The sequence below is a fragment of the Rhizobium sp. BK399 genome (genome assembly GCF_014194695.1).
In the GTDB taxonomy this organism is placed as follows: Bacteria; Pseudomonadota; Alphaproteobacteria; order Rhizobiales; family Rhizobiaceae; genus Rhizobium.
Genome location: NZ_JACIAH010000001.1, coordinates 1248287 through 1270297 on the forward strand (window position 1 = coordinate 1248287; position 22011 = coordinate 1270297).

Here is a 22011-nt window from a genome sequence, read left to right on the forward strand (position 1 = left end):
GCGCGGGTTGCCTTGGGATGATAGCGACATAGGTAAGTCACCATGTCGTACACCAGTAAGCCATTTCCTGCCGCGACGCCGCAATCGGCCTCGGGGCAGAAGAAAGTGCTGAGCGCTCTGTCCTCTTCGCCTCAAGATTGCGCTCTCTTCCTCGATATCGATGGGACATTGCTCGATCTCGCCGAGGTACCGGACGCGATCGTCGTACCCCCGCTGCTGCCTGCAGGTCTCGATATCGCTTCGCAAAGGCTCGGTGGCGCGTTGGCCTTGGTCACCGGGCGAGCGCTCGCCTATGCTGATGAATTATTCTCGCCATTCCGGTTTCCGATCGCCGGCCTGCACGGCGCCGAGTTACGTCGACCCGACGGAAAGGTCGCCAAGGCAGAAACGACAGCCGCCTTCGAGGCTCTGAAGGCCGATCTTCGGAAGGAAACGGAAGGGCTGGAAGGCGTGCTCGTGGAAGACAAGGGAGCGGCAGTCGCCGCCCACTACCGTCTAGCGCCACACAAGCAGGCGCAGGTGGAGTCCATCATGGAGCGGATGCTGTCCCGGGCCGGCCCGAACTGGACCTTGCAGCGAGGCAAGATGGTCCTCGAAATCCGCCCCGCCAGCGCCGACAAAGGAAACGCTGTCGAGGCGTTCCTGTCGATGCCACCGTTTGCAGGCAGACGTCCGATCACCATCGGTGACGACGTAACCGATGAAGCGATGTTTCGCATCGCCAATCGTCAGGGCGGCCTCTCCGTTCGGGTGGGCGCAACCTCCGAAACGGCCGCCGCACTGACGCTGCCTTCGGCATCGGCAGTACGGGAACTCATTGGGCAGTTTGCCGTTTGATCCGAGCGCTCGCGCTGCCCTCCCAGGAAAGGAATCCCTGTGTCCCGTCTCGTCATCGTTTCCAATCGCGTGCCAGCCCCGACAAAGGAGGGCGCGGCCTCCGCTGGCGGACTGGCAGTGGCTCTGAAAGCGGCATTGGAACAGCGCGGCGGCATCTGGATGGGCTGGTCCGGAAAGTCGAGCGAAAACGACGAGCCCGGTCCGCTCTCCCTGACAGAAGAAGGCAAGATCACCTACGCCCTGACCGACCTCACCGGCAAGGATGTCGAGGAGTACTACCACGGCTTCGCCAACCGGGTGCTCTGGCCGATATGTCACTACCGGCTGGATCTCGCGGAGTACGGTCGCAAGGAAATGGCAGGGTATTTTCGCGTCAACCGCTTCTTCGCGCATCGGCTGGCGCCGCTGCTGCGGCCGGACGACATCATCTGGGTGCATGACTACCATCTGATCCCGCTGGCTGCGGAACTCAGGCAGATGGGGTTCAAGAATCGTATCGGCTTCTTCCTGCACATTCCCTGGCCGCCGGCCGATGTGCTCTACACGATGCCGGTTCACGAGGAGATCATGCATGGTCTGGCGGCCTACGATCTCGTCGGCTTTCAGACGGACCATGATCTGGAAAACTTCGCCGGGTGCCTTCGCCGCGAGGACATGGGCGATGCGATCGGGGATGGCCGGTTCACGGCAAACGGCAAGGTTTTCAAGGGCGGCGCTTACGGGATCAGCATCGAAACGGCTGCCTTTGCCGATTTTGCCAAGAAGGCGAGCAGCCATCATCTGGTGCAGCGCGCACGGCAGAGCGTCAAGGACCGCGATCTTATCATCGGCGTCGACCGGCTCGATTACTCGAAGGGCATCACACAGCGGCTGGATGCTTTCGAGCGCTTTATCGTCAACAATCCTGCCCACCAACGGAAAGTCACCTATCTCCAGATCACACCGAAATCCCGATCGGAAGTGCCTGAATACGAGCAGATGCAACGCACCGTCGCGGAGCAGGCCGGCCGCGTCAACGGTGCCTTGGGAACGGTGGACTGGGTGCCGGTCCGCTACATCAACCGCTCCGTCAGCCGCCCGATCCTCGCCGGTCTCTATCGGCTGGCCGAGGTTGGATTGGTCACGCCGCTTCGGGACGGCATGAACCTCGTGGCCAAGGAGTATGTTGCCGCCCAGGACCCGGAGGATCCCGGCGTGCTGGTGCTCTCACGCTTCGCGGGTGCCGCCCGCGAACTGAAGAAGGGTGCCTTGCTGGTCAATCCCTACGACATCGAGGGAACAGCCAACGCACTGGCACGGGCCTTGAACATGCCGCTTGAGGAACGCCAGGAACGTTGGCGGAAGATGATGGACCACCTGCTGGTGCACGATGTATCGCGCTGGTGCCAAGATTTCCTCGATGACCTCGTCGCTTGAGGGTAGCGTCAGTCGATGCCAGCCTCGGCCATCAGCCACGCTGCAAGCAGGTCACTTTGGGCATCGCGCATGTGCCGCGGCAGCAGCAACCAATAGCCTCGATCCGGCGCTTCCAGCGCGGGGCCAGCGGTCTTCAGCATCCCGGTTGCTAGCAGGGAGTCGACCAGGCCCATCCATCCGATTGCAACGCCCTGTTCGCCGATTGCCGCCTGTACCACCAGCGAATAGGTGTTGAAGCTGAGGTCGCCCTGCCCGGCGTGACCATCGCGGCGGACACCAAGCTCCGCCAGATAGGTTCGCCAGTCGAACCAAGGCGACGGTTCCTCGGTATCGAGATGAATCAAACGCGTCCGCGCGAGATCATCAGGCGTCGAGAGGGAGCCGTAGCGATCGAGAAAGCCCTGGGTGCAGACCGGTGCGACCTTTTCCGGCAGGAGCAGAACCGCGCCGCGATCGAATTCGGATCGCCGACCAAAGACCACTGCAATATCGCCGTCGTCCGAACGACCTTTCTCTATTCGTTGTGTCGCGACAATCTGAATGTCGACATCCGGGTAAAGCGTGCGGAATGCGTGCATCCGCGGGATCAGCCAGAGCGAAGAGAATGCGAAGTCCGTCCGCAGTCGGATCGTTGGCCTGTCCGGTTCAGTGCGGAAGCGCCGCGCCAGCTCGTCAATCTCGCTGACGCTCTTTGCCACTACATCGAGCAGGCGTTGGCCCTCCGCCGTCAATTCAACGCCGCGATGTTGTCGTTTCAGGAGGCTCACGCCTAGTTGCTCCTCCAGCCGGCGAACCTGATAGCTGACGGCGGGTTGCGTCAGACCAAGAGCGCTTGCCGCAGCCGACAGACTACCTGTCTTGCCGATCTCGGAGAATATGCGCATCCACCCAAGTTCGACGCGGCGGCTTTCCATAAAAAATCCTTAGAGATGATATCAAAAAATGCCCGCTTCACAGGTCAATTGGTATCGATAATCAATAAAGCAATCAAATGGCACATGCGAGATGAGGCCGAGATTCCTGTTGCGCCTTCCAGTCGATGCGGGCTGGAATAGCGCAGAGCACACGGCTAAGTTCCCGCTCCCGCAAACCGAAGGACGATACGCATGGCGCGCCCGAATATTCTCATTCTGATGGTGGATCAGTTCAATGGCACGCTGTTTCCCGATGGGCCGGCTGATTTTCTCCATGCGCCGCATCTGAAATCCCTGGCGCAGCGTTCGGTGCGTTTTGCCAACACTTACACGGCAAGTCCGCTTTGCGCGCCGGCGCGCGCATCCTTCATGTCCGGGCAATTGCCGAGCCGGACCCGCGTGTATGACAACGCCGCCGAATTCGCGTCCGACATTCCGACATTCGCCCATCACCTGCGGGCGGCGGGCTATCACACCGCCCTTTCCGGAAAGATGCATTTTGTCGGCCCCGACCAGCTGCATGGCTTCGAGGAACGCCTGACCACCGATATCTACCCTGCCGATTTCGGCTGGACACCCGATTACAGCCAGCCCGGCGAGCGCATCGACTGGTGGTACCACAATCTCGGCTCGGTCACCGGTGCCGGCGTGGCCGAAATCACCAACCAGATGGAGTATGACGACGAGGTCGCCTACAACGCGACCCGCAAGCTCTACGACCTCTCGCGCCGTCAGGACGACCGCCCATGGTGCCTGACTGTGAGCTTCACTCACCCGCACGACCCCTATGTCGCTCGCCGCAAGTATTGGGACCTCTACGAGAATTCCCCGGCGCTCGATCCCGAGGTCGGCGCAATTCCGTTCGACGAGCAGGATCCGCATTCTCAGCGCCTGCTGAAGGCCTGCGACTACGACGCATTCGACATCACCCCGGAACAGATCCGCCGCGCGCGCCAAGGCTATTTCGCCAATATCTCCTACATCGACGACAAGATCGGCGAGATCCTTGATGTCCTCGAGCGTGCGCGGATGGCGGACAATACCATCGTGCTGTTCGTTTCCGACCACGGTGACATGCTCGGCGACCGTGGCCTCTGGTTCAAGATGTGCTTCTTCGATGGTTCGTCGCGCGTGCCGCTGACGATTGCGGCGCCCGGCTGGGCACCGGCCTCTATCCGGCAGCCTGCCTCGACGCTCGACGTGACGCCGACGCTTGCGGCACTGGCGGGCATCGACATCGCCAAGCTCGCACCATGGACGGATGGCGAGGATCTGACGCCGCTTGCCACCGGCACCGGCGGTCGTGGCCCGGTGCCGATGGAATATGCCGCCGAGGGGTCGGAAGCCCCGCTCGTCTGCCTGCGCGACGGCCGCTTCAAGCTGACGCTGTGCGAGAAGGACCCGCCGATGCTGTTCGATCTCGAGGCGGACCCAAGGGAATTGAAGAACCTTGCGGGCGATGCGGGATATGCCGATGCTCTCGCCGGATTGACGGCTCAGGCCGAGAAGCGCTGGAACCTGCAGAACTTCGACGCCGACGTGCGCGAAAGCCAGGCGCGCCGGTGGGTGGTCTACGAGGCGTTGCGGAACGGCGCCTACTATCCCTGGGACTACCAGCCGCTGCAGCGGGCTTCCGAGCGCTACATGCGCAATCACATGGATCTGAACGTGCTGGAGGAAAGCCAACGCTATCCGCGCGGCGAGTAGATTGCCGGCGCACACCTTAGCCACTACTGTCCGCATGCAAAACAGGAGGCTTCCATGAAGATCAGTGCACGCAATCGCTTGAAAGGAAAGATCGTCGAGGTGAAGAAGGGTGCGACCACGGCGCACGTCCGCATCGATATCGGCGGCGGTTCCATCGTCACGTCCTCGATCACCAACGAAGCCGTCGATGAACTGGGGCTGGCCGTCGGCGGCGACGCCTATGCGGTCGTCAAGGCCTCTGACGTTATGGTCGCGGTCGACTGATCGTCAGGCCTTCTTGCAATAATGCGCGACGTCGTCGCCGGTCTGGAAATCTCCGGGCTGCGGCGGCGCGATCGGCTTGAACAGCGTGCGATCGGGCTTCAGGTCGAGCAGCGGCGTGCCGTCAAGGCAATCCATCCCGCGAACCAAAAGAACGCCCGCTTCGACCCCTTCCAGCTTGACGATGGAGGTGCCGATCGGATTTGGCCGCACCGGCGAGCGAAGCGAAAAAGTGCCATGCACTTTTCCGCTATTGGCAGGACTTTGCAGAACGAGATCACGACGTGATTGATCAAGCCAATAGAGGATCTCCAGCCGCTCGAAGGCTTCCACGCCCTGGAGTGCCTGCCTCCATGGCTCGAATATCTCGACCTTGCAAAGCGGACCGTCATGCCGCCCCTGGCGCGGCGTCTCCATGCGCGAGGTCCAAGGGGTCAAGATACGCCCGATGAACACCAGCCCCGCATCCGTCGCCGGCGGCAGATCGACCGCGACTTCGTTTTCCCGGATTTCGTTCTCGCGTACCATCAAACGCTCCTGTTCGAAGATACATCATGGCAGATCGGTGTATCCGATCCAATATCACGCGGCCTTGACGGCGTGGTATTCCTTGAGGGCGGCCATCCTGATCGCCGGGTAGCGCTCGGCCTCGTAGCGCAGAGAGAAGCTGTCCTGCGCCAGGAACACCGGGTCGTTATCGAGGTCGCGGGCGATATCGCCGCGACGCGCGGTTATGAATTTTTCGAGCTCTGCCGGCTGATCAGCCGAAATCCAGCGGCACACGGAGAAGCGCGACATTTCAAAGGAGACCGGCAGGCCGTATTCGGCCATCAGGCGCTCCTTCAGAACGTCAAGCTGTAGCGCGCCGACGACGCCAACGATAGCCGGCGAACCATCTTCCGGCGAGAACAGCTGGACGACGCCCTCTTCCGCCATCTGCTGCAGCGCTTCCTTGAGCTTCTTCGCCTTCATGGCGTCTTCCAGACGTACGCGGCGCAGGATTTCCGGCGAGAAGTTCGGCACGCCCTGGAACACCAGCGACTCGCCTTCCGTCAGCGTATCGCCGATGCGCAGCGTTCCGTGATTGGGAATGCCGACGACGTCGCCGGCATAGGCCGTATCCGCAAGCTGCCGCTGCGAGGCAAAGAAGAACTGCGGCGCGGTGAGGCCGAGCTGCTTGCCGGTGCGCGACAGGCGGGCCTTCATGCCGCGCTCGAGCTTGCCCGAGCAGATGCGGGCAAACGCGATGCGGTCGCGATGATTGGGGTCCATGTTCGCCTGGATCTTGAAGACGAAGGCGGTCATCTTGTTGTCGGTCGCCTGCACGGTACGGATGTCGGCGACCTGATCACGGGGCGGCGGGGCGAACTCGCCGAGCGCATCGATAAGGTCGCGCACGCCGAAATTGCGCAGCGCCGAACCGAAGAAGACGGGCGTCAAATGGCCTTCGAGGAAGGCCTTCCTGTCGAAGGGCTTGCATGCCTCGATCGCCAGCGTCGTCTCCTCGATGAACGCGTCACGCTCGTTCTCCGGCAGGCGATGGGCTACCATCTCGGGATCGGTGACCTTGGTCATGATCTCCTGCGTGTCCGAAGCACGCACCTCGTTGTTCGCCAGGTGGTAGGTGCCGCAGAAGGTCTTGGAACGGCCGATCGGCCATGTCACCGGTGCGCAGTCAAGCGCCAGCTTCTCCTCGACTTCGTCAAGAATCTCGAAGGGATCGCGGCTTTCCCGGTCCATCTTGTTGATGAAGGTGATGATCGGAATGTCGCGCATGCGGCAGACTTCGAACAGCTTCAGTGTCCGCGGCTCGATACCCTTGGCGGCATCGATCACCATGACGGCGGCATCGACCGCCGTCAGCGTGCGATAGGTGTCGTCGGCGAAGTCTTCGTGGCCGGGCGTATCGAGGATGTTGAAGACATTGTCCTTGTACTCGAACGTCATGACCGAGGTGACGACCGAGATGCCGCGCTCACGCTCGATCTTCATCCAGTCGGAGCGCGTCTGCATGCGATCCTTCTTTGCCTTGACTTCGCCGGCAAGCTGAATGGCGCCGCCGAACAGCAGCAGCTTTTCGGTGAGCGTGGTCTTACCCGCGTCCGGGTGCGCGATAATAGCGAATGTGCGGCGGCGGGAGACCGCCTCGGCGAGACTTTCGGCCATAATGTGAATCCTGTGGAATTGCGGCGTATCTAGCGATTAAAGCCCGGCATTGCAATTGACCTTGGCGCTTCGGGCGCAAACTAATGCGGCATGACCATTCATGCCGATACGCGCCCGACGCTCAACATCATCCGCCTTGCCAACGGCAAGGACCTCGAACTGCCGGCCTATGAAAGCAAGGGGGCGGCGGGCATGGACCTGCGCGCCGCCGTCGATGCCGACGCGCCGACCATCCTCGCGCCTGGCAAGCGCGCGCTGGTGCCGACCGGTTTCATCTTCGAAATTCCGGAAAGATTCGAGGGCCAGGTGCGTCCGCGCTCCGGCCTCGCCTTCAAGCACGGCCTCACCTGCCTGAATACACCCGGCACCATCGACAGCGACTATCGCGGCGAGGTCAAGGTTCTGCTGATCAACCTCGGCGACGAGCCGTTCGAGATCACCCGGGGCATGCGCATCGCCCAGATGGTAATCGCACCGGCGATTCAGGCTCATATCTGCGAAATCTCCGAGGCGAGTGCCACGGCGCGCGGCGCCGGCGGTTTCGGCTCGACCGGGGTATGACCTCCAAGGGGATCGATCATTCCGGCTTGACCTTCCGCCAAGACTATTTCGGCGACCTTAAGGCATGGCAGGCGCTGGTCGATCTCCTAAAGGACACATTCGATATCGATATCGGCCCATTGCAGCAAATGGGCGGACCCGACCCTAGCAGCATGCCCTTCGGCTGGTTTGACCGCGATGGCCTGCTTGCCGCCAATCTTTCGGCCTTTGCGATGCCCCTCGTCATCAACGGTCGAACACTGAATGCCGCCGCATTCCAATCAGGCGCGGTCCGGCCGCCCTGGCGCAGACGCGGCCTGTATCGCGACCTGACCCGCAAGGCGCTCGCGTGGTGTGAGGAGATGGGCTTCGAAGCGATCGCCCTCTACACGGACAAGCCGTCGCTGTATGAACCCTACGGATTCCGCTCGGTTCCAATGCATGCCTATTCCGGCAAGGCGCCGGCTGTTTCAAAGGCGCAAACGCCAGCCTGTTGCCTCGATCCGCTCGACGCGGCAGACCTCGAGTTGTTGCGCGCAGCTTTGAGAGCCCGCGAACCAGTCTCAGACGTGCTCGCCGTGTGTCAGAGCGCCGCGATGTTTCTCATCAACACACAGCTCGACCCCGGCGTCAGGGTCAGTTGGATGGAACGGGAACAGGCCGCGATTGCCTGGAAGATGGAACCGCCGGGACGTTTGATTCTCCTCGACGTCGTCGCGGCCGATATCCCCTCGCTGACCTCGATCATCGGAGCTCTCGACATAGAGCCTGGCGCCGTCGATGTGTTGTTCTGCCCTGACAAACTCGGGTGGAACGGCGAGGCGCGACCGCTCGACGGCCACACGCACTTCATGATCCGCACACCCGGCGCGATCGCCTTTGATCGACCTGCAATGCTGTCGCCGATGGCCGATTTCTGATCTATCGGTCCCGCGAGAGCGGCGGCAGACGGCGTTTTACCGGTGATGCCTTGACCATCGAGGTGCTGGTCTCGGCCTTCTCGGCCACCTTGTCGAGGATCGCGTCGAGTTCCGCCATGGAGGAAACGACAAGCCGGGCAATGAAACAGTCATCACCCGTCACCTTGTCGCACTCCACGAACTGGGGCGTATCCTGGATGATGCGCTGGACGACATGCAACTGTCCCGGCAGCGGCCGGACGCGCACGATCGCCTGCAGCGGATATCCGAGCGCCGCGGCGTCGATATCAATTGTGAACGCGGCGATGATCCCGCGTTCCTCAAGGCGGCGGAGACGTTCGGCGGCGCTGGGCGAAGAGAGGCCCGCGGCCTGCGCCAGTTCCTTCAAGGAAATGCGGGCATTCTCCGCCAGTGCCTGCAGGATTTTCTGGTCGACCGCATCGATCAAGTTGTCATTAGGCAATACAGACACTTTTCCTCACAAAGATAGGACGATTGCGCAGCGAGCCTAATGGAATCTATATAAGTCACGATGACCCCGCAATATTCTTTCTCCATCAACATGGAGAGATGCGATGCACAGCGAAGTTCGCGCCGGCGCTGCCCAAATGACAGCGGCAATGCTGATTTCAGGAACCATCGGCTGGTTCGTCGTGATGTCCGGCCAGCCTGTGAGCGGCGTGGTGTTCTGGCGCTGCTTCTTTGGGGCGATCAGCCTGCTCGCCGTCTGCGCGGCCATGGGACTGCTGCGACCGGGCGTCATCAGCTTCAAGGCGTTTGGCATCGCGGTCTTCGGCGGAGTTGCCATTGTTCTCAATTGGCTGCTGCTGTTTGCGTCATACGGCCACGCCTCGATTTCGATAGCGACGACCGTCTACAATACGCAACCCTTCATGTTGCTTGCGCTCGGTGCGCTTTTTCTCGGCGAGAAGATCACCGCCGCGAAGCTGTTGTGGCTGACGCTGGCCTTTGGCGGAATGGCGGCCATCGTCGAGGCCAAGCCGGCGACGTCAGCCGAACACGAGGGCTATGCGGCCGGGATCCTTTTGGCGCTTGGCGCTGCGTTTTTCTACGCGCTGGCAGCCCTTGCCGCGAAATGGCTCAAGGGAACGCCGCCGCATCTCATAGCGCTGATACAGGTTGCGACCGGCGTGCTGATGCTGCTGCCGACCGTGAACTTCTCGGACCTGCCAACCGACGGACAGTCCTGGTCAATCCTTGCCACCATGGGCATCGTTCATACAGGGCTGATGTATGTGCTGCTCTACGGAGCGATCCAGAAGCTGCCGATCCATCTGACAGGGGCGCTGTCGTTCATCTATCCGATCGCCGCCATCCTCGTGGACCGGGTGGCCTTCGGACATGCGCTGCAACCGCTTCAGCTCGTTGGTGCAGCGATCATTCTCGTCGCCGCGGCCGGCATGAACCTCGGCTGGACGCCCGCGCAGTTGCTACGTGCGCGGGCAAGCTCATAGGCCAGAGGGCGCCGACGCTATTTCTGCTGCCGCGTCGTTTCGAACAGGAACCAAGTGCGGCGCTCGGCCTCGTCGATCCAGACTTCCAGCAGGCTTGTGGTAGCGAAGTCATTGTGCTCGGAGCAGACATCGTGGGTTTCGCGCAACAGCGATACAAGCTGCCTGTTGTCGTCGCGCAGTTCCGCCAGCATGTCCTCCGGCGTCACATACTCGGCGTCATTGTCATTGATGCGCTGCAGGCGACCGATATGGCCGATGGAGCGCAACGTCGTTCCGCCGATCTTGCGGGCGCGCTCGGCAATCGCGTCGGTCGTGGCAAAGATCTGCTCAGCCTGTTCGTCGAGCATCAGGTGATAGTCGCGGAAATGCGGCCCCGACATATGCCAGTGGAAATTCTTGGTCTTCATGTAGAGCGCGAAGACGTCTGCCAGCAGCGCCGCTAAAGCGGCCGAGATGTCCTGGATGGCATTGCCTTTCAGGTCCGTCGGAGTGGCAAGTGGGGCGAGTTTGCGCTTTTCGGCTGCGTTGAGGCTCATCGATATCTCCTTTGGCGAACAGTAGGTATTGGTCGGTATGGAGGGTTCATTGCCCATTGCCCCTCGGATTTGGTTGTTGGCGCGATGCCGGCCTTCACAGCTTCGACCCCGCCTTGGAACTAGAACCGTCACAACAAGCGTCAATAGCGGCTATGCACTGCAGCCTAGTGACAGAGCGTCACATCCTTGAAATCCCCCGTTTGCAGGCGTAGAAGGCGTCTGAAGCAGGAGCTTGCACCATGTCCTTCACCGCCCTTTTTGCATATGCTGCAGCCCTTTTCATCGCTGCCGCCATCCCCGGACCGGGCATCACGGCGATCGTCGCGCGCGCACTCGGCTCGAATTTTCGCGAGACATTTTTTATGGGCCTCGGTCTAGTGCTTGGTGATATGACCTATCTCACTGCCGTCATTCTCGGCCTCGCTTTCGTGGCGCAGACGTTCACCGAACTCTTCATTGTCATCAAGATCGCCGGTGCGCTTTATCTCTGCTACATCGCTTACAAGCTCTGGACGGCCGGGTTGCTGCCCCACGACATCGCGGCCAGGAAGGCGAGCAATGTCGGCATGAGCTTCCTGTCCGGCCTGCTGGTAACACTCGGCAATCCCAAAACCATGCTCTTCTATGTCGCACTGGTGCCGACTTTGATCGACATCAACAGCATCGGGCTTCGTGAATATGGTGTCCTTTTGACAACCACCTTCGTCGTCCTGCTTGTGGTTTTGGTCCCTTATATGCTGCTTGCGTCACGCGCCCGCATGATGCTGAAGCAACCGCGTGCGCTGGCGGCGCTGAACAAGACGGCGGCAGGTATTCTCGCCGGCACGGCCGCCTTCATCGCCACCCGCGCGGCCTGAAAAATTCATTCGACAAAGCCCGGTTCCTAAAGGATTTTTTCTCGCCTGACCGCTTCTGGCGGATGAACCCACACTGGCCTCCATCCATCTTTGACCCTATTCTCTCCGCACATTTCACCAAGGGAGAGCCTAATGTCGAAGAAACCGGGCCGCGGCCGCATCTATTCCTCGATCACCGAGACCATCGGTGACACGCCAATTGTGCGGCTCGACAAGCTCGCGAAGGCGAAGGGCGTCAAAGCGAACCTCCTGGCGAAGCTGGAATTCTTCAATCCGATTGCTTCCGTGAAGGACCGCATCGGCGTCGCAATGATCGAGTCGCTGGAGTCACAGGGCAAGATTTCGCCCGGCAAGACGACCCTGATCGAGCCGACATCGGGCAATACCGGAATTGCGCTCGCCTTTGCCGCGGCGGCCAAGGGATACAAACTGATCCTGACGATGCCGGAAACCATGTCCGTCGAGCGCCGCAAGATGCTGGCACTGCTCGGCGCCGAACTCGTGCTCACCGAAGGTCCGAAGGGAATGAAGGGCGCGATCGCCAAGGCCGAGGAATTGGCGGCGACACTCCCCGATGCGATTATCCCGCAGCAGTTCGAAAATCCTGCCAATCCAGAAATCCACCGCCGCACGACAGCCGAGGAGATCTGGAACGATACCGACGGTGCGGTCGATATCCTGGTTGCCGGCATCGGCACCGGCGGCACCATCACCGGCGCGGGCCAGGTGCTGAAATCGAAGAAGCCTGGCTTCAAGGTCGTCGCCGTCGAACCTGCGGAATCTCCCGTCCTTTCCGGCGGCCAGCCGGGTCCGCACAAGATCCAGGGCATCGGCGCAGGCTTCGCGCCGGCGATCCTCGATACCCACATCTACGACGAAATCGTCACGGTCAGCAGCCCCGAAGCGCTTGACCTTGCCCGCGAGGTTGCCAGGCTGGAAGGCGTGCCGGTCGGCATTTCCTCGGGCGCAGCCTTGGCCGCCGCAATCAAAATCGGCAGCCGTGAGGAGAACGCGGGGAAAAACATCGTCGTGATCATCCCATCCTTTGCCGAACGTTATCTCTCCACGGCCCTGTTTGAGGGGCTTGGCGGCTAAGCCGGCATTCCTGACGCGGGGCGCTCTCGGCGGGCGCCCCCCTTTCGTTTCAGGCGGGCGTGGTCAGACGTTCGCCGGCGATGCGATAGGAGATCGCCTCGGCGAGGTGGATGCGACCCACCATCTCATTGCCATCGAGATCTGCCAGGGTGCGCGCCACCTTCAGGACACGATGATATCCGCGCGCCGAGAACTTCATTTTTTCGGCTGCGTCGCGGAGCAACTGCAGGCCGGAAGCATCCGGTGCGGCGTATGTCTCGATCATGGCGGTCGAGCAGCGGGCGTTGGTCCCGATTGCCCCCGGGGTCGCCGCCTTGAAGCGATCCCGCTGAATCTCGCGCGCACGGGCGACGCGGCGGGCGATATCCACGCTCCTTTCAGCAGGCATCGGCCGAATGAGATCGAAGGCGGAGACAGCCGGAACATCGATGCGGATGTCGATGCGATCCATTAGCGGGCCTGAAATGCGCGACTGATAGTCCGTCATGCAGCGTGGACCGCGTACGCAACTATGGCCGGGTTCGCCGGCCATGCCGCAGCGACAGGGGTTCATCGCCGCGACGAGCTGGATGTTGGCCGGATAGGCCACACGATGATTGGCGCGGGCGATGATGCATTCGCCTGTTTCGAGCGGTTGCCGCAGAGCATCGAGCGCCTGCGGCGAAAACTCGGGAAACTCATCGAGAAACAGAACGCCATGGTGGGCTAGCGACGCCTCGCCGGGCTTGGCGCGCACACCGCCGCCGACGAGGGCTGCCATGGTGGCGGAATGATGCGGCGTACGGAAGGGGCGTCGATCCGAGAGCTTCCCGCCGGATAATTGTCCGGCTACCGAATGGATCATCGACACTTCCAGAAGCTCGGCAGCGGAAAGCGGCGGTAGGATCGAGGGCAAACGCGCTGCAAGCATGGATTTTCCGGAGCCGGGCGGACCGACCATCAGGAGATTGTGGCCACCGGCCGCCGCCACTTCCAGCGCCCGCTTGGCGCTTTCCTGCCCCTTGATATCGGCAAGATCAGGCAGGCTGACCGTATTGGCGCGGATCGAGGGTTCTGGACGGGAGATAACCTGGGTGCCGCGAAAATGATTGGCGAGCGCGATCAGGCTGCGCGGCGCGAGGATGTCGATATCCGGTCCCGCCCAGGCCGCCTCCGCGCCGCTTTCGGCCGGGCAAATCAATCCCTTGCCGATGGCGTTGGCGCCAATCGCGGCCGGCAGCGCCCCGGCGACGGGGGCGATCGTCCCATCCAGATTGAGTTCGCCAATCACCACGTAGTCGGAGAGTGCATCCGCCGGAATGGCGCCCAAGGCGGCCATCAGGCCAAGGGCGATCGGCAGGTCGAAATGGGCTCCTTCCTTGGGCAGGTCCGCCGGCGCCAGGTTGACAGTAATCTTCTTGGCCGGGAGGGCCAGGCCCGAGGCGTGCAGCGCGGCGTGAACGCGCTCGCGGCTTTCTGCCACCGCCTTATCGGGAAGGCCGACGATCTGGGTGACGACCCGGCCGGGCGCGACCATGACCTGGACCTCGACCGGAACACCCTCAATACCCTGAAATGCAACCGTGCTGACGCGTGCGACCATGCCCCATCCCCTGTGCCGCAACCCACTACACTGCAGTTTAACGACGCATCATTGTCGCCAATTGCAATCTTGCATAGAAACAGGAATGAAACAAGAACAATAAAAGAACAGATTCAAGCCAACGCTGTGGGTAGGTTGTGGCAGGTTGCATAGGCGGAACAAACCGGCCGACGTGTCCCGACCGTATCGAGCGGGAGCATCCGGAAGAGACGAAATGTCCGCAAAACCGCGCGCCCGTTCTCAGCGCGCGGCAACAAAACGATGCCTAGCGCTTCTGCTCGATCGCATCCCACAGCAGGGCGGCGATATCGAAACCGCCAAATTTGCGCACTTCGCGGATGCCGGTCGGCGAGGTGACGTTGATCTCCGTCATGTAGTCGCCGATGACGTCAATGCCGACGAAGAGGAAGCCGCGTTCCTTCAGCGCAGGGCCGATGCGCTTGCAGATTTCGATCTCGCGGGCCGTCAGTTCAGTCGCCTCGGCGCGTCCTCCGACATGCATGTTGGAACGGCTGTCGTGCTCGGCGGGCACGCGATTGATGGCGCCGACGGGCTCGCCGTCGACGAGCAGGATGCGCTTGTCGCCCTTGCGAACATCAGGAAGGTACTGCTGCGCAATGAAAGGTTCACGGAAGAGTTGACCGAACATTTCTAGCAGGGACGACAGGTTGCGGTCGTCCTTTGTCGAATGAAAAACGCCGGCGCCGCCGTTGCCGTAGAGCGGCTTCAGGATAATGTCGCCCATCTCGTCTCGGAAGCGGCGAATTTCCGCTGCATCCTTGGTGATCAGCGTCTTCGGCATCAGATCGGCAAATTCGGTGACGAAGATCTTTTCGGGAGAGTTCCGAACCCAGGCCGGATCATTGACGACCAGCGTCTTCGGATGGATCCGCTCCAGCAGGTGGGTCGAGGTGATATAGGCCATGTCGAACGGCGGATCCTGGCGAAGCAGGATCACGTCCATGGTGGAAAGGTCGACGCGTTCGGGCGCCCCGAGCTCGAAATGATCGCCCTTGACGTCGCGCAACACCATCGGCTCCACCGTGGCGTACAGATTGCCGTCCCGGAAGCTCAGGCGCTCAGGCGTGTAATGGAAAAGCTTGTAGCCGCGAGCCTGCGCTTCCAGGCTCATCGCAAATGTGGAATCGCCCGCGATATTGATGCCGGCGACATGGTCCATCTGGACCGCTACATTCCTGATCTTAGCCATTTCCGTCCCTTAGCTGATGCGGACAGATGTAGGCTGCGGATGCCCCGAAAGCAACGTCAATCAACGGCTTCGTTGTGGCGGGACGGGAAATCGTCAGGCGGCGATGCCGCTCTTTTGGACGTCGCCGCGCAACAGGCTCTTCAGCCGGTAGGCGAGCGCGACCGGCTTCGGGAACGGCTTCCTCAGGAACGCAACCTTGCGCACGTAACTGTCCACGCGCCAGCTGGCCCAGGTGCCCGCAGCGAAGAAGGCAACATCGCCGGCTTGCAGTGTCCGCTCCGTGCCGTCCCCGGCAACGATATGGACGCCGCCTTCGAGGATCATCACCGTTTCGTCCCAGTAGAAGTGCCAACGGAATTCGCCGGCCGTGCAATCCCAGATCGCCGTATAGGCTGCATCGTCATTGCTGCGAGAATGCTCGCCGGTGCGCGCCTGAGGGTTACCGCTGATCACCCAATCCGGATTGATCGGCGTCGCGCGCATGTCGAAAGTATCGCCGGACTTCGCCACGAATGTCTTTGCTTGCGGCTGCGGCAGGCTCGGAAAGGGCACCACGCGCGCCGCCATCGCGACCACGCTTGCCAGCATCATATGAATACCCATGAGCCCCCCAGCTATCCAATCCGTGTCGGGATAGCAGAGAGTCGTAAAGGCACCGTACAGGCGATCCGTACAATTTTAAGGATCAGTGAGGCGTCAGGCGATTTCCGTTTTGACCACGGCGGCCGGCGAAGCTGCCGGCTCGCCGATGCGCTTGCCCGTCTCGTGATTGAAGAAATGCAGCCGCTCTGCGCCGATGACCAGCCGTAGTTCGGACTTCAGCTCCGCCTCAGGCGACAGGACCGCGGTCAACTGCTGATCGCCAAGACTTCCGTGCACCAGACGCTGTGAACCCAACTCTTCGACATAGTCGATCGCGACCGTCATGGCATGTTCACCGGCACGGGCAAGGCGGAGGTCTTCGGCGCGAATCCCGACCGTGACCGGACCCGACGTCGGCGCGCTGCCGGCAAGGTCAATCAGGCTCGGGCCGAGCGCCAGTTTGTCGCCATGCAACTCGCCCTTAAGGAGGTTCATGGCCGGCGAGCCGATGAAGCTGGCGACAAAGGTGGAAGCCGGGCGATGGTAGACCTCGAGCGGTGTGCCGATCTGCTCGATTTCACCATGGCTCAGAACCACGAGGCGATCGGCGAGCGTCATCGCTTCCAGCTGGTCGTGGGTGACATAGAGCGAGGTGGTGCCGAGGCGGCGCTGCAGGCGCTTGATTTCGCCGCGCATGGAAACGCGCAGCTTGGCATCGAGATTCGACAGCGGTTCATCGAACAGGAAGGCGGCCGGCTTGCGGACGATGGCGCGGCCCATGGCGACGCGCTGGCGCTGACCGCCCGACAGCGCGCGCGGGCGGCGATCGAGATAGGGCTCGAGCTGCAGCATGCGGGCGGCCTCGGCGACGCGCGCGTCGATTTCCGACTTCGGCGTCTTGCGGTTCTTCAGGCCGTATTCAAGGTTCTCGCGCACCGTCATGTGCGGATAGAGCGCATAGTTCTGGAAGACCATGGCGATGTCGCGATCGGCAGGGTCGACGCTGTTGACCACGCGGTTGCCGATGCTGACGGTGCCGTCGGAGATTTCCTCGAGACCCGCCACCATGCGCAGTAGCGTGGACTTGCCGCAACCGGACGGGCCGACGAGGACGATGAACTCACCATCGGCGATCGAGATATCGACGCCGTTCACGGCGCGAACGCCGCCATGATAATCCTTGCAGACCTTCGAGATTTCGATCCGTGCCATGTTTCTTCCTTACTTATCGCTCTCGGTGAGGCCCTTGATGAACCATCTCTGGAAAATCACGACGATCAGCACCGGCGGCAGCATGGCCAGCACGGCGAGTGCAAAGGCTTCGTTGTAATCGGGAATTTGCGAACCGACCCAGACCTGCAGGATCGACTTGATGCCGCGCATGAGCGTGAAGAAGCTCTCGTCGGTGGTCATCAGCATGGGCCAGAGATACTGGTTCCAGCCATAGACGAACATGATGATGAAGATCGCCGCCATCATCGTGCGCGACAGCGGGATCAGGATATCGACGAAGAACTTGAACGGCCCGGCGCCATCGATGCGGGCCGCCTCCAAGAGTTCCTCGGGAACGGACTTGAAGAACTGACGGAAATAGAAGGTGCCGGTCGCCGACGCCAGCAGCGGCACGATCAGGCCGGTGTAGGTGTTCAGCAGCCCGAGTTTGCTCATCACCTCATAGGACGGCATGATGCGCACTTCGAGCGGCAGCAGCAACGTCGTGAAGATGATCCAGAAGGCGAGCGTCGCAAAGCGAAAGCGGAAATAGACGATGGCGTAGGCCGCCATCATCGACAGCACGATCTTGCCGACGGCAAAGCCGATGCCGAGGATGAGCGAGTTCAGCACCATGTTGAGGCCGGTGACCTGGCCGGTGAAGCCGCCCTTCTGGGTCAGGACCTTCTCATAGGTGCCGACGAAATTGTCGCCGGGGAGCAGCATCAGGCCCTTGGTGTGGATTTCGGCCGCCTCGTGGGTCGAGGTCATGAAGGCCACGATCACGGGCACGATCAGGAACAGCGAACCGAGGATCAGGATCAGATGGTCGAGGGGTTTCGTCTTATACATGGTCGTCCCCTCTCACGTGTAGTGGATGCGCTTCTCGATGAAGCGGAACTGAATGATGGTGAGGACGAAGACAACGATCATCAGGATCACCGACTGCGCCGAGGAGCTGCCGATGTCATTGCCGCGGAAGCCATCCATGTAGACCTTGTAGACAAGGGTGATCGGATTGTTGGCCGGCTTGTCCTTCACCATCACGTCGATGACGCCGAAGGTGTCGAACAGCGCGTAGGTGATGTTGATGATCAGCAGGAAGAAGGCCGTCGGCGCCAGCAGCGGCAGCGTCACCGTCCAGAAGCGACGGAAGCCGGAGCGGCAGTCGATGGTGGCGGCTTCGCGCACGGAAACCGGCACGCCCTGAAGACCCGACAGAAAGAAGATGAAGTTATAGGGGATCTGCTTCCAGACCGCGACGACAATCAGCGCAAAGGCGGTGTCGTAGTAGTTCAGACCAACCTGCATGTCCCAGCCGAACCATGCCGCCAGTTTGACGAAGGGGCCGATGTGCAGGTCGAAGAACATCATGCCGATGAGGCCCGCAACCGGCGGGGCGATCGCATAGACCGAGATCAGCAGCGTCTTGTAGGCGGAGCTGCCGCGAATGACGGCATCAGCCTTGACCGCCAGCAGCAGACCGAGCGCCAGCGAGAAGAAGGTCACCAGCGCTGTGAAGACGACCGTAAACTTGGCGATGCTCAGATACTCGGGGCTGAAGATGGCGTCCGTATAGTTGGCGAAGCCGACGAAGGTCGAGCCGAAGCCGAAGGGGTCCTCGATGTAGAAGGACGACTGCACCGCCTGTACCGACGGCCAGTAGAAGAAAATGAAGATCACCGCGAGCTGCGGCGCCAGAAACAGATAGGGGATGAGCGATGGCGAGAACTGGACGCGCTTGGCGCCTGCCGGCTCGGCAGCGGCTGCCGGTTTCCTGGCGCCTGCCGCAAAGCCCGGTATGAACCGGCCGAGGCGAGGTTGAGAAGGTGTATAGGCCACGCGCGGTCCTCTATCGCTGATAGGACCTCCCTTCCGGAGAAGGGAGGTCCATGTTGACTGTCATGGTCGACGTGGCTTGGATCAGCCAGCGGTCTTGGCGAAGCGGGCGAGAAGTTCGTTGCCTTCCTTCTCGATGGTGTCGAACGCGTCCTTGACTGTGGTTTCACCAGCGAAGATGCGGTTGTATTCGCGCTCCATGATCGAGCGGATCTGCGGGTAGAAGCCGAGGCGATAGCCCTTCGACCATTCGCCGCCTTCCAGCTTCAGCTGCTTGATACCGACTTCGGCGACAGGCTCCTTCTCGTAGTAGCCTTCCTTCTTGGCGAGATCGTAGGCTGCTTCGGTGATGGCGACATAACCGGTTGCCTGGTGGTAGAACTTCTGGATCTCAGGCGAGGTCAGGAACTGGAAGAAGTCGGCAACGCACTTGTTTTCGGCTTCCGGCTTGCCGGCCATCGCGAAAAGGGCAGCACCACCAATGAAGGTGTTCTTGCCGGCGCCGCTGATCGAGTTCCAATAAGGCAGGAAGGTTGCCGAGAAGGGCATGGTTGCCGTCTTCTTCAGACCGCCGAAGGAGCCCGAGGAACCGATCCACAGAGCGACCTTGCCTTCTTCGAAGGGCTTCTGGTTGTCGTTCCAGCCGGCGCCGTAATAGGCGAAGTAGCCTTCATCCTTCCAGGCCTTGAGCTTTTCGAACATCATGATGAGGTTCGGGTCGGTGACCTTGAGCTTCGTGTCGACGATGCTGTCGTAGCCGTTGTTGTTGGTGGCGAACTGGATGTTGTTGCGCGAGAAGAAGTTCTCGGTGAACTCCCAGGTCAGCTGCGTCTGGACGAGCGGGATGTAGCCGGCATCCTTGAGCTTCGGCGCGATCGCCTCGAACTCTTCCCAGGTCTTCGGGGCTTCGACGCCGGCCTTCTTCAGCGCTTCCGGGTTCGTATACATGATCGGAGCGGACGAGTTGAACGGCATGCCGACGAACTTGCCGTCAGCAGCAGCGTAGAGGTAGCGAACGCCCGGAATGAAGGCGTTGCGGTCGAACTTGTAGCCAGCGTTGTTGATCAGGTCTTCAGCCGGGATGACAGCGCCCTTGGCGTTGATAATGGTCGCGGCACCCGCATCGAATACCTGCAGGATGTTCGGCTGTTCGCCCGAGCGGAAAGCGGCGATGCCGGCTGCCAGCGCTTCTTCATACGATCCCTTGGAGACCGGCGTGATCGCGCAGCTCGTCTGCGATGCGTTGAACTTCTGTGCGACTTCGTTGATGACTTCGCCGTTGCGGCCGCCCATGCCGTGCCACCAAGTGATATTGGTCGCGGCAAAAGACGACGAGGCCGAGAAGCTCACGGCCACGGCCGCCATCGTAAATTTCTTGAACATGACTAATCCCTCTCCACCAGTTGTTGGGGTGAGGAGTGCAATAGAGGCGTTCCATGACGCCTCCTTGATGATTTGATGACGGGACTGTTACAGTCGGCTCTTTTTGCACGCGAGTGCAAAGAGGTCAGAAGGCGTTCGGAAAATGACGCGGCAGCCGGCCGGGCAGGATGGCCACAATATCGTAACGCTGCGAAAGCAAAGCATAATCGCGTTGGCGCTGAAGCCATAGATCACTGGCCGCTCTGATCCGTTTTTGCGCCGTTGGCGACACGGCGTCGATGGCGATCATCTCCTCGCGCCGCGCCTTCACTTCAACAAAAATCGCCAGATTGCGCTTGCGTGCAATGATGTCGATCTCGCCGAGCTTGGTGCGATAACGCATGGCGACGATGCGATATCCCTTCAACATGAGATAGAGAGCAGCGAAATACTCGGAGACATGGCCCCGGCGGAGCGCCCTTCGGCGGTCGGCAGCAGGAGGAGTCCTATCGCCCATCGCCGCCCTTCATGTCGAGGAGCCGCTGATAGAGTTCCTTCTTGGAGACGCCGGTCAGCTTTGACGCTTCCGCGGCAGCCTTGGAGGTTGGCAAGGTTTTGGCCAAGTCCGCCAAGATCGCATCGACATCGGCTGCTTCGACCGCCCGCTCGGGAGGCGGTCCGATGACCAGCACGATCTCGCCCTTGACGTTATCGACATCGGCGTAATGCGCCGCGAGCTCGGCCAGCGTCCCACGGCGAAACTCTTCATAGGTCTTCGTCAATTCGCGACAGACGGATGCCGCGCGATCGCCGCCGAGCACATCGGCGGCAGCGGTCAACGTAGCAGCAATGCGATGCGGCGATTCAAAGAACATCAGCGTTGCGGGAACTGCCTCGAACTCCGCCAGCCGATCACGGCGGGCCTTGTCCTTGGTCGGCAGAAACCCGGCGAACAGAAAGGCCTCGTTCGGCAGGCCGGAACCGACCAGAGCCGCAAGCGGCGCGGAGGCGCCGGGAATCGGCACGACGCGATAGCCCGCCTCGATGGCGTTCTGTGCGAGGCGATAGCCGGGATCGGAGACCAGCGGCGTTCCGGCGTCCGAGACGAGAGCCACAGACTTTCCGGCCTCCAGCGCCTGCAAAAGCCGCGGCCCAGCCTCGTCGGCATTGTGTTCGTGATACGCATAGGGGCGGTTCTGAATGCCAAACCGGTCAAGCAAGACGCGGGTGACGCGCGTGTCTTCGCAGGCCAGGACGTCGGCGCCGGCAAGCGTTTCCAAGGCACGCAGCGTGATGTCGCCTAGATTACCGATCGGCGTCGCGACGAGATAGAGCGCCGGCTCCAATGGTCGTGCCGGAACGGACATATTGTGCAGGCGGAAGCTGCGTTGCCTGCCGCCATCGGCCATCACATCGTCATTGCTCAAGGTATCGATACTCATCTCTCGTTTCCGCTGTTATGGGCGAGACCCCGCCTTTCGGCAAGGCCGCAGCAATTTC

General features: G+C 61.3%; 23 protein-coding genes. 9 read left to right on the plus strand and 14 right to left on the minus strand.

Features of this window, described 5'->3' with window-relative positions; all coding sequences use genetic code 11:
• The first annotated feature begins 42 nt into the window (after nt 1-42).
• Together otsB and otsA are read left to right on the plus strand one after the other, a co-directional pair.
• Nucleotides 43-837 carry a trehalose-phosphatase gene (gene otsB / locus FHT97_RS06195; RefSeq protein ID WP_183860607.1) on the plus strand — a complete coding sequence of 265 codons (795 nt, stop codon included), beginning with the start codon at nt 43-45 and terminating at the stop codon, nt 835-837.
• A 39-nt stretch (nt 838-876) separates the two neighbouring features.
• Complete coding sequence (gene otsA, locus FHT97_RS06200) at nt 877-2253, plus strand: alpha,alpha-trehalose-phosphate synthase (UDP-forming) (RefSeq protein WP_183860609.1); 1377 nt, start codon at nt 877-879, stop codon at nt 2251-2253.
• 8 nt (nt 2254-2261) lie between these two features.
• On the opposite strand, the gene FHT97_RS06205 is transcribed toward otsA, so the two are convergent.
• A complete protein-coding gene (locus FHT97_RS06205; protein WP_183860610.1) occupies nt 2262-3167 on the minus strand; it encodes a LysR family transcriptional regulator in 906 nt (301 codons plus the stop codon).
• 192 nt (nt 3168-3359) lie between these two features.
• Between FHT97_RS06205 and betC the strand changes: the two genes are divergently transcribed.
• Nucleotides 3360-4874 carry a choline-sulfatase gene (betC, locus tag FHT97_RS06210; RefSeq protein WP_183860613.1) on the plus strand — a complete coding sequence of 505 codons (1515 nt, stop codon included), beginning with the start codon at nt 3360-3362 and terminating at the stop codon, nt 4872-4874.
• 54 nt (nt 4875-4928) lie between these two features.
• Nucleotides 4929-5138, plus strand: coding sequence for a molybdopterin-binding protein (locus tag FHT97_RS06215; protein WP_016552447.1), 210 nt, complete (start codon nt 4929-4931; stop codon nt 5136-5138).
• Nucleotides 5139-5141: 3 nt separating this feature from the next.
• Here the strand turns inward: FHT97_RS06215 and tsaA are convergent, their stop codons facing one another.
• Both tsaA and FHT97_RS06225 read right to left on the minus strand, forming a co-directional pair.
• Nucleotides 5142-5663, minus strand: coding sequence for a tRNA (N6-threonylcarbamoyladenosine(37)-N6)-methyltransferase TrmO (tsaA, locus tag FHT97_RS06220; protein ID WP_183860614.1), 522 nt, complete (start codon nt 5661-5663; stop codon nt 5142-5144).
• 54 nt (nt 5664-5717) lie between these two features.
• Nucleotides 5718-7301 carry a peptide chain release factor 3 gene (locus tag FHT97_RS06225; protein ID WP_183860616.1) on the minus strand — a complete coding sequence of 528 codons (1584 nt, stop codon included), beginning with the start codon at nt 7299-7301 and terminating at the stop codon, nt 5718-5720.
• Nucleotides 7302-7391: 90 nt separating this feature from the next.
• Between FHT97_RS06225 and dut the strand changes: the two genes are divergently transcribed.
• Together dut and FHT97_RS06235 are read left to right on the plus strand one after the other, a co-directional pair.
• Entirely contained in the window at nt 7392-7862 is a 471-nt protein-coding gene (gene dut / locus FHT97_RS06230; RefSeq protein ID WP_183860618.1) for a dUTP diphosphatase, read from the plus strand.
• On the plus strand, nt 7859-8761 hold the full coding sequence (locus tag FHT97_RS06235; protein WP_183860620.1) for a GNAT family N-acetyltransferase: 903 nt from the start codon (nt 7859-7861) through the stop codon (nt 8759-8761). The genes dut and FHT97_RS06235 overlap by 4 nt, the downstream gene beginning before the upstream one ends.
• Nucleotide 8762: 1 nt before the next feature.
• Here the strand turns inward: FHT97_RS06235 and FHT97_RS06240 are convergent, their stop codons facing one another.
• The gene (locus tag FHT97_RS06240; RefSeq protein ID WP_183753352.1) at nt 8763-9224 is read right to left on the minus strand and encodes an Lrp/AsnC family transcriptional regulator; all 462 of its coding nucleotides are present in this window, start codon (nt 9222-9224) and stop codon (nt 8763-8765) included.
• Nucleotides 9225-9336: 112 nt separating this feature from the next.
• Here FHT97_RS06240 and FHT97_RS06245 point away from each other — a divergent pair, with 112 nt between their 5' ends.
• Nucleotides 9337-10236 carry a DMT family transporter gene (locus FHT97_RS06245; protein ID WP_183860622.1) on the plus strand — a complete coding sequence of 300 codons (900 nt, stop codon included), beginning with the start codon at nt 9337-9339 and terminating at the stop codon, nt 10234-10236.
• Between the two features lie 17 nt (nt 10237-10253).
• On the opposite strand, the gene FHT97_RS06250 is transcribed toward FHT97_RS06245, so the two are convergent.
• On the minus strand, nt 10254-10772 hold the full coding sequence (locus tag FHT97_RS06250; RefSeq protein ID WP_016552437.1) for a DNA starvation/stationary phase protection protein: 519 nt from the start codon (nt 10770-10772) through the stop codon (nt 10254-10256).
• 239 nt (nt 10773-11011) lie between these two features.
• On the opposite strand from FHT97_RS06250, the gene FHT97_RS06255 reads away from it, so the two are divergent.
• The gene (locus FHT97_RS06255) at nt 11012-11629 is read left to right on the plus strand and encodes a LysE family translocator (protein ID WP_183860623.1); all 618 of its coding nucleotides are present in this window, start codon (nt 11012-11014) and stop codon (nt 11627-11629) included.
• Nucleotides 11630-11761: 132 nt separating this feature from the next.
• Nucleotides 11762-12724, plus strand: coding sequence for a cysteine synthase A (cysK, locus tag FHT97_RS06260; RefSeq protein WP_183860625.1), 963 nt, complete (start codon nt 11762-11764; stop codon nt 12722-12724).
• Nucleotides 12725-12773: 49 nt separating this feature from the next.
• Here the strand turns inward: cysK and FHT97_RS06265 are convergent, their stop codons facing one another.
• The 9 genes from FHT97_RS06265 to rsmI form a co-directional block, all read right to left on the minus strand.
• Nucleotides 12774-14306, minus strand: a complete 1533-nt coding sequence (locus tag FHT97_RS06265) for a YifB family Mg chelatase-like AAA ATPase (RefSeq protein WP_183860627.1) — start codon at nt 14304-14306, stop codon at nt 12774-12776.
• A 265-nt stretch (nt 14307-14571) separates the two neighbouring features.
• On the minus strand, nt 14572-15516 hold the full coding sequence (gshB, locus tag FHT97_RS06270) for a glutathione synthase (protein ID WP_183860629.1): 945 nt from the start codon (nt 15514-15516) through the stop codon (nt 14572-14574).
• A gap of 93 nt (nt 15517-15609) precedes the next feature.
• Nucleotides 15610-16119: a cupin domain-containing protein gene (locus FHT97_RS06275; protein ID WP_183860630.1), complete on the minus strand. Its 510-nt coding sequence runs from the start codon at nt 16117-16119 to the stop codon at nt 15610-15612.
• Between the two features lie 93 nt (nt 16120-16212).
• Entirely contained in the window at nt 16213-17310 is a 1098-nt protein-coding gene (locus FHT97_RS06280) for a sn-glycerol-3-phosphate import ATP-binding protein UgpC (protein WP_183860632.1), read from the minus strand.
• A gap of 9 nt (nt 17311-17319) precedes the next feature.
• Nucleotides 17320-18162, minus strand: a complete 843-nt coding sequence (gene ugpE / locus FHT97_RS06285) for a sn-glycerol-3-phosphate ABC transporter permease UgpE (RefSeq protein WP_183753368.1) — start codon at nt 18160-18162, stop codon at nt 17320-17322.
• A gap of 12 nt (nt 18163-18174) precedes the next feature.
• On the minus strand, nt 18175-19152 hold the full coding sequence (locus FHT97_RS06290) for an ABC transporter permease subunit (protein ID WP_183860634.1): 978 nt from the start codon (nt 19150-19152) through the stop codon (nt 18175-18177).
• 81 nt (nt 19153-19233) lie between these two features.
• Nucleotides 19234-20532, minus strand: coding sequence for an extracellular solute-binding protein (locus FHT97_RS06295; protein WP_183860636.1), 1299 nt, complete (start codon nt 20530-20532; stop codon nt 19234-19236).
• A gap of 124 nt (nt 20533-20656) precedes the next feature.
• Nucleotides 20657-21028, minus strand: a complete 372-nt coding sequence (locus FHT97_RS06300) for a YraN family protein (protein ID WP_183860638.1) — start codon at nt 21026-21028, stop codon at nt 20657-20659.
• Complete coding sequence (gene rsmI, locus FHT97_RS06305; protein ID WP_183860774.1) at nt 21018-21920, minus strand: 16S rRNA (cytidine(1402)-2'-O)-methyltransferase; 903 nt, start codon at nt 21918-21920, stop codon at nt 21018-21020. The genes FHT97_RS06300 and rsmI overlap by 11 nt, the downstream gene beginning before the upstream one ends.
• Between the last annotated feature and the right edge of the window lie 91 nt (nt 21921-22011).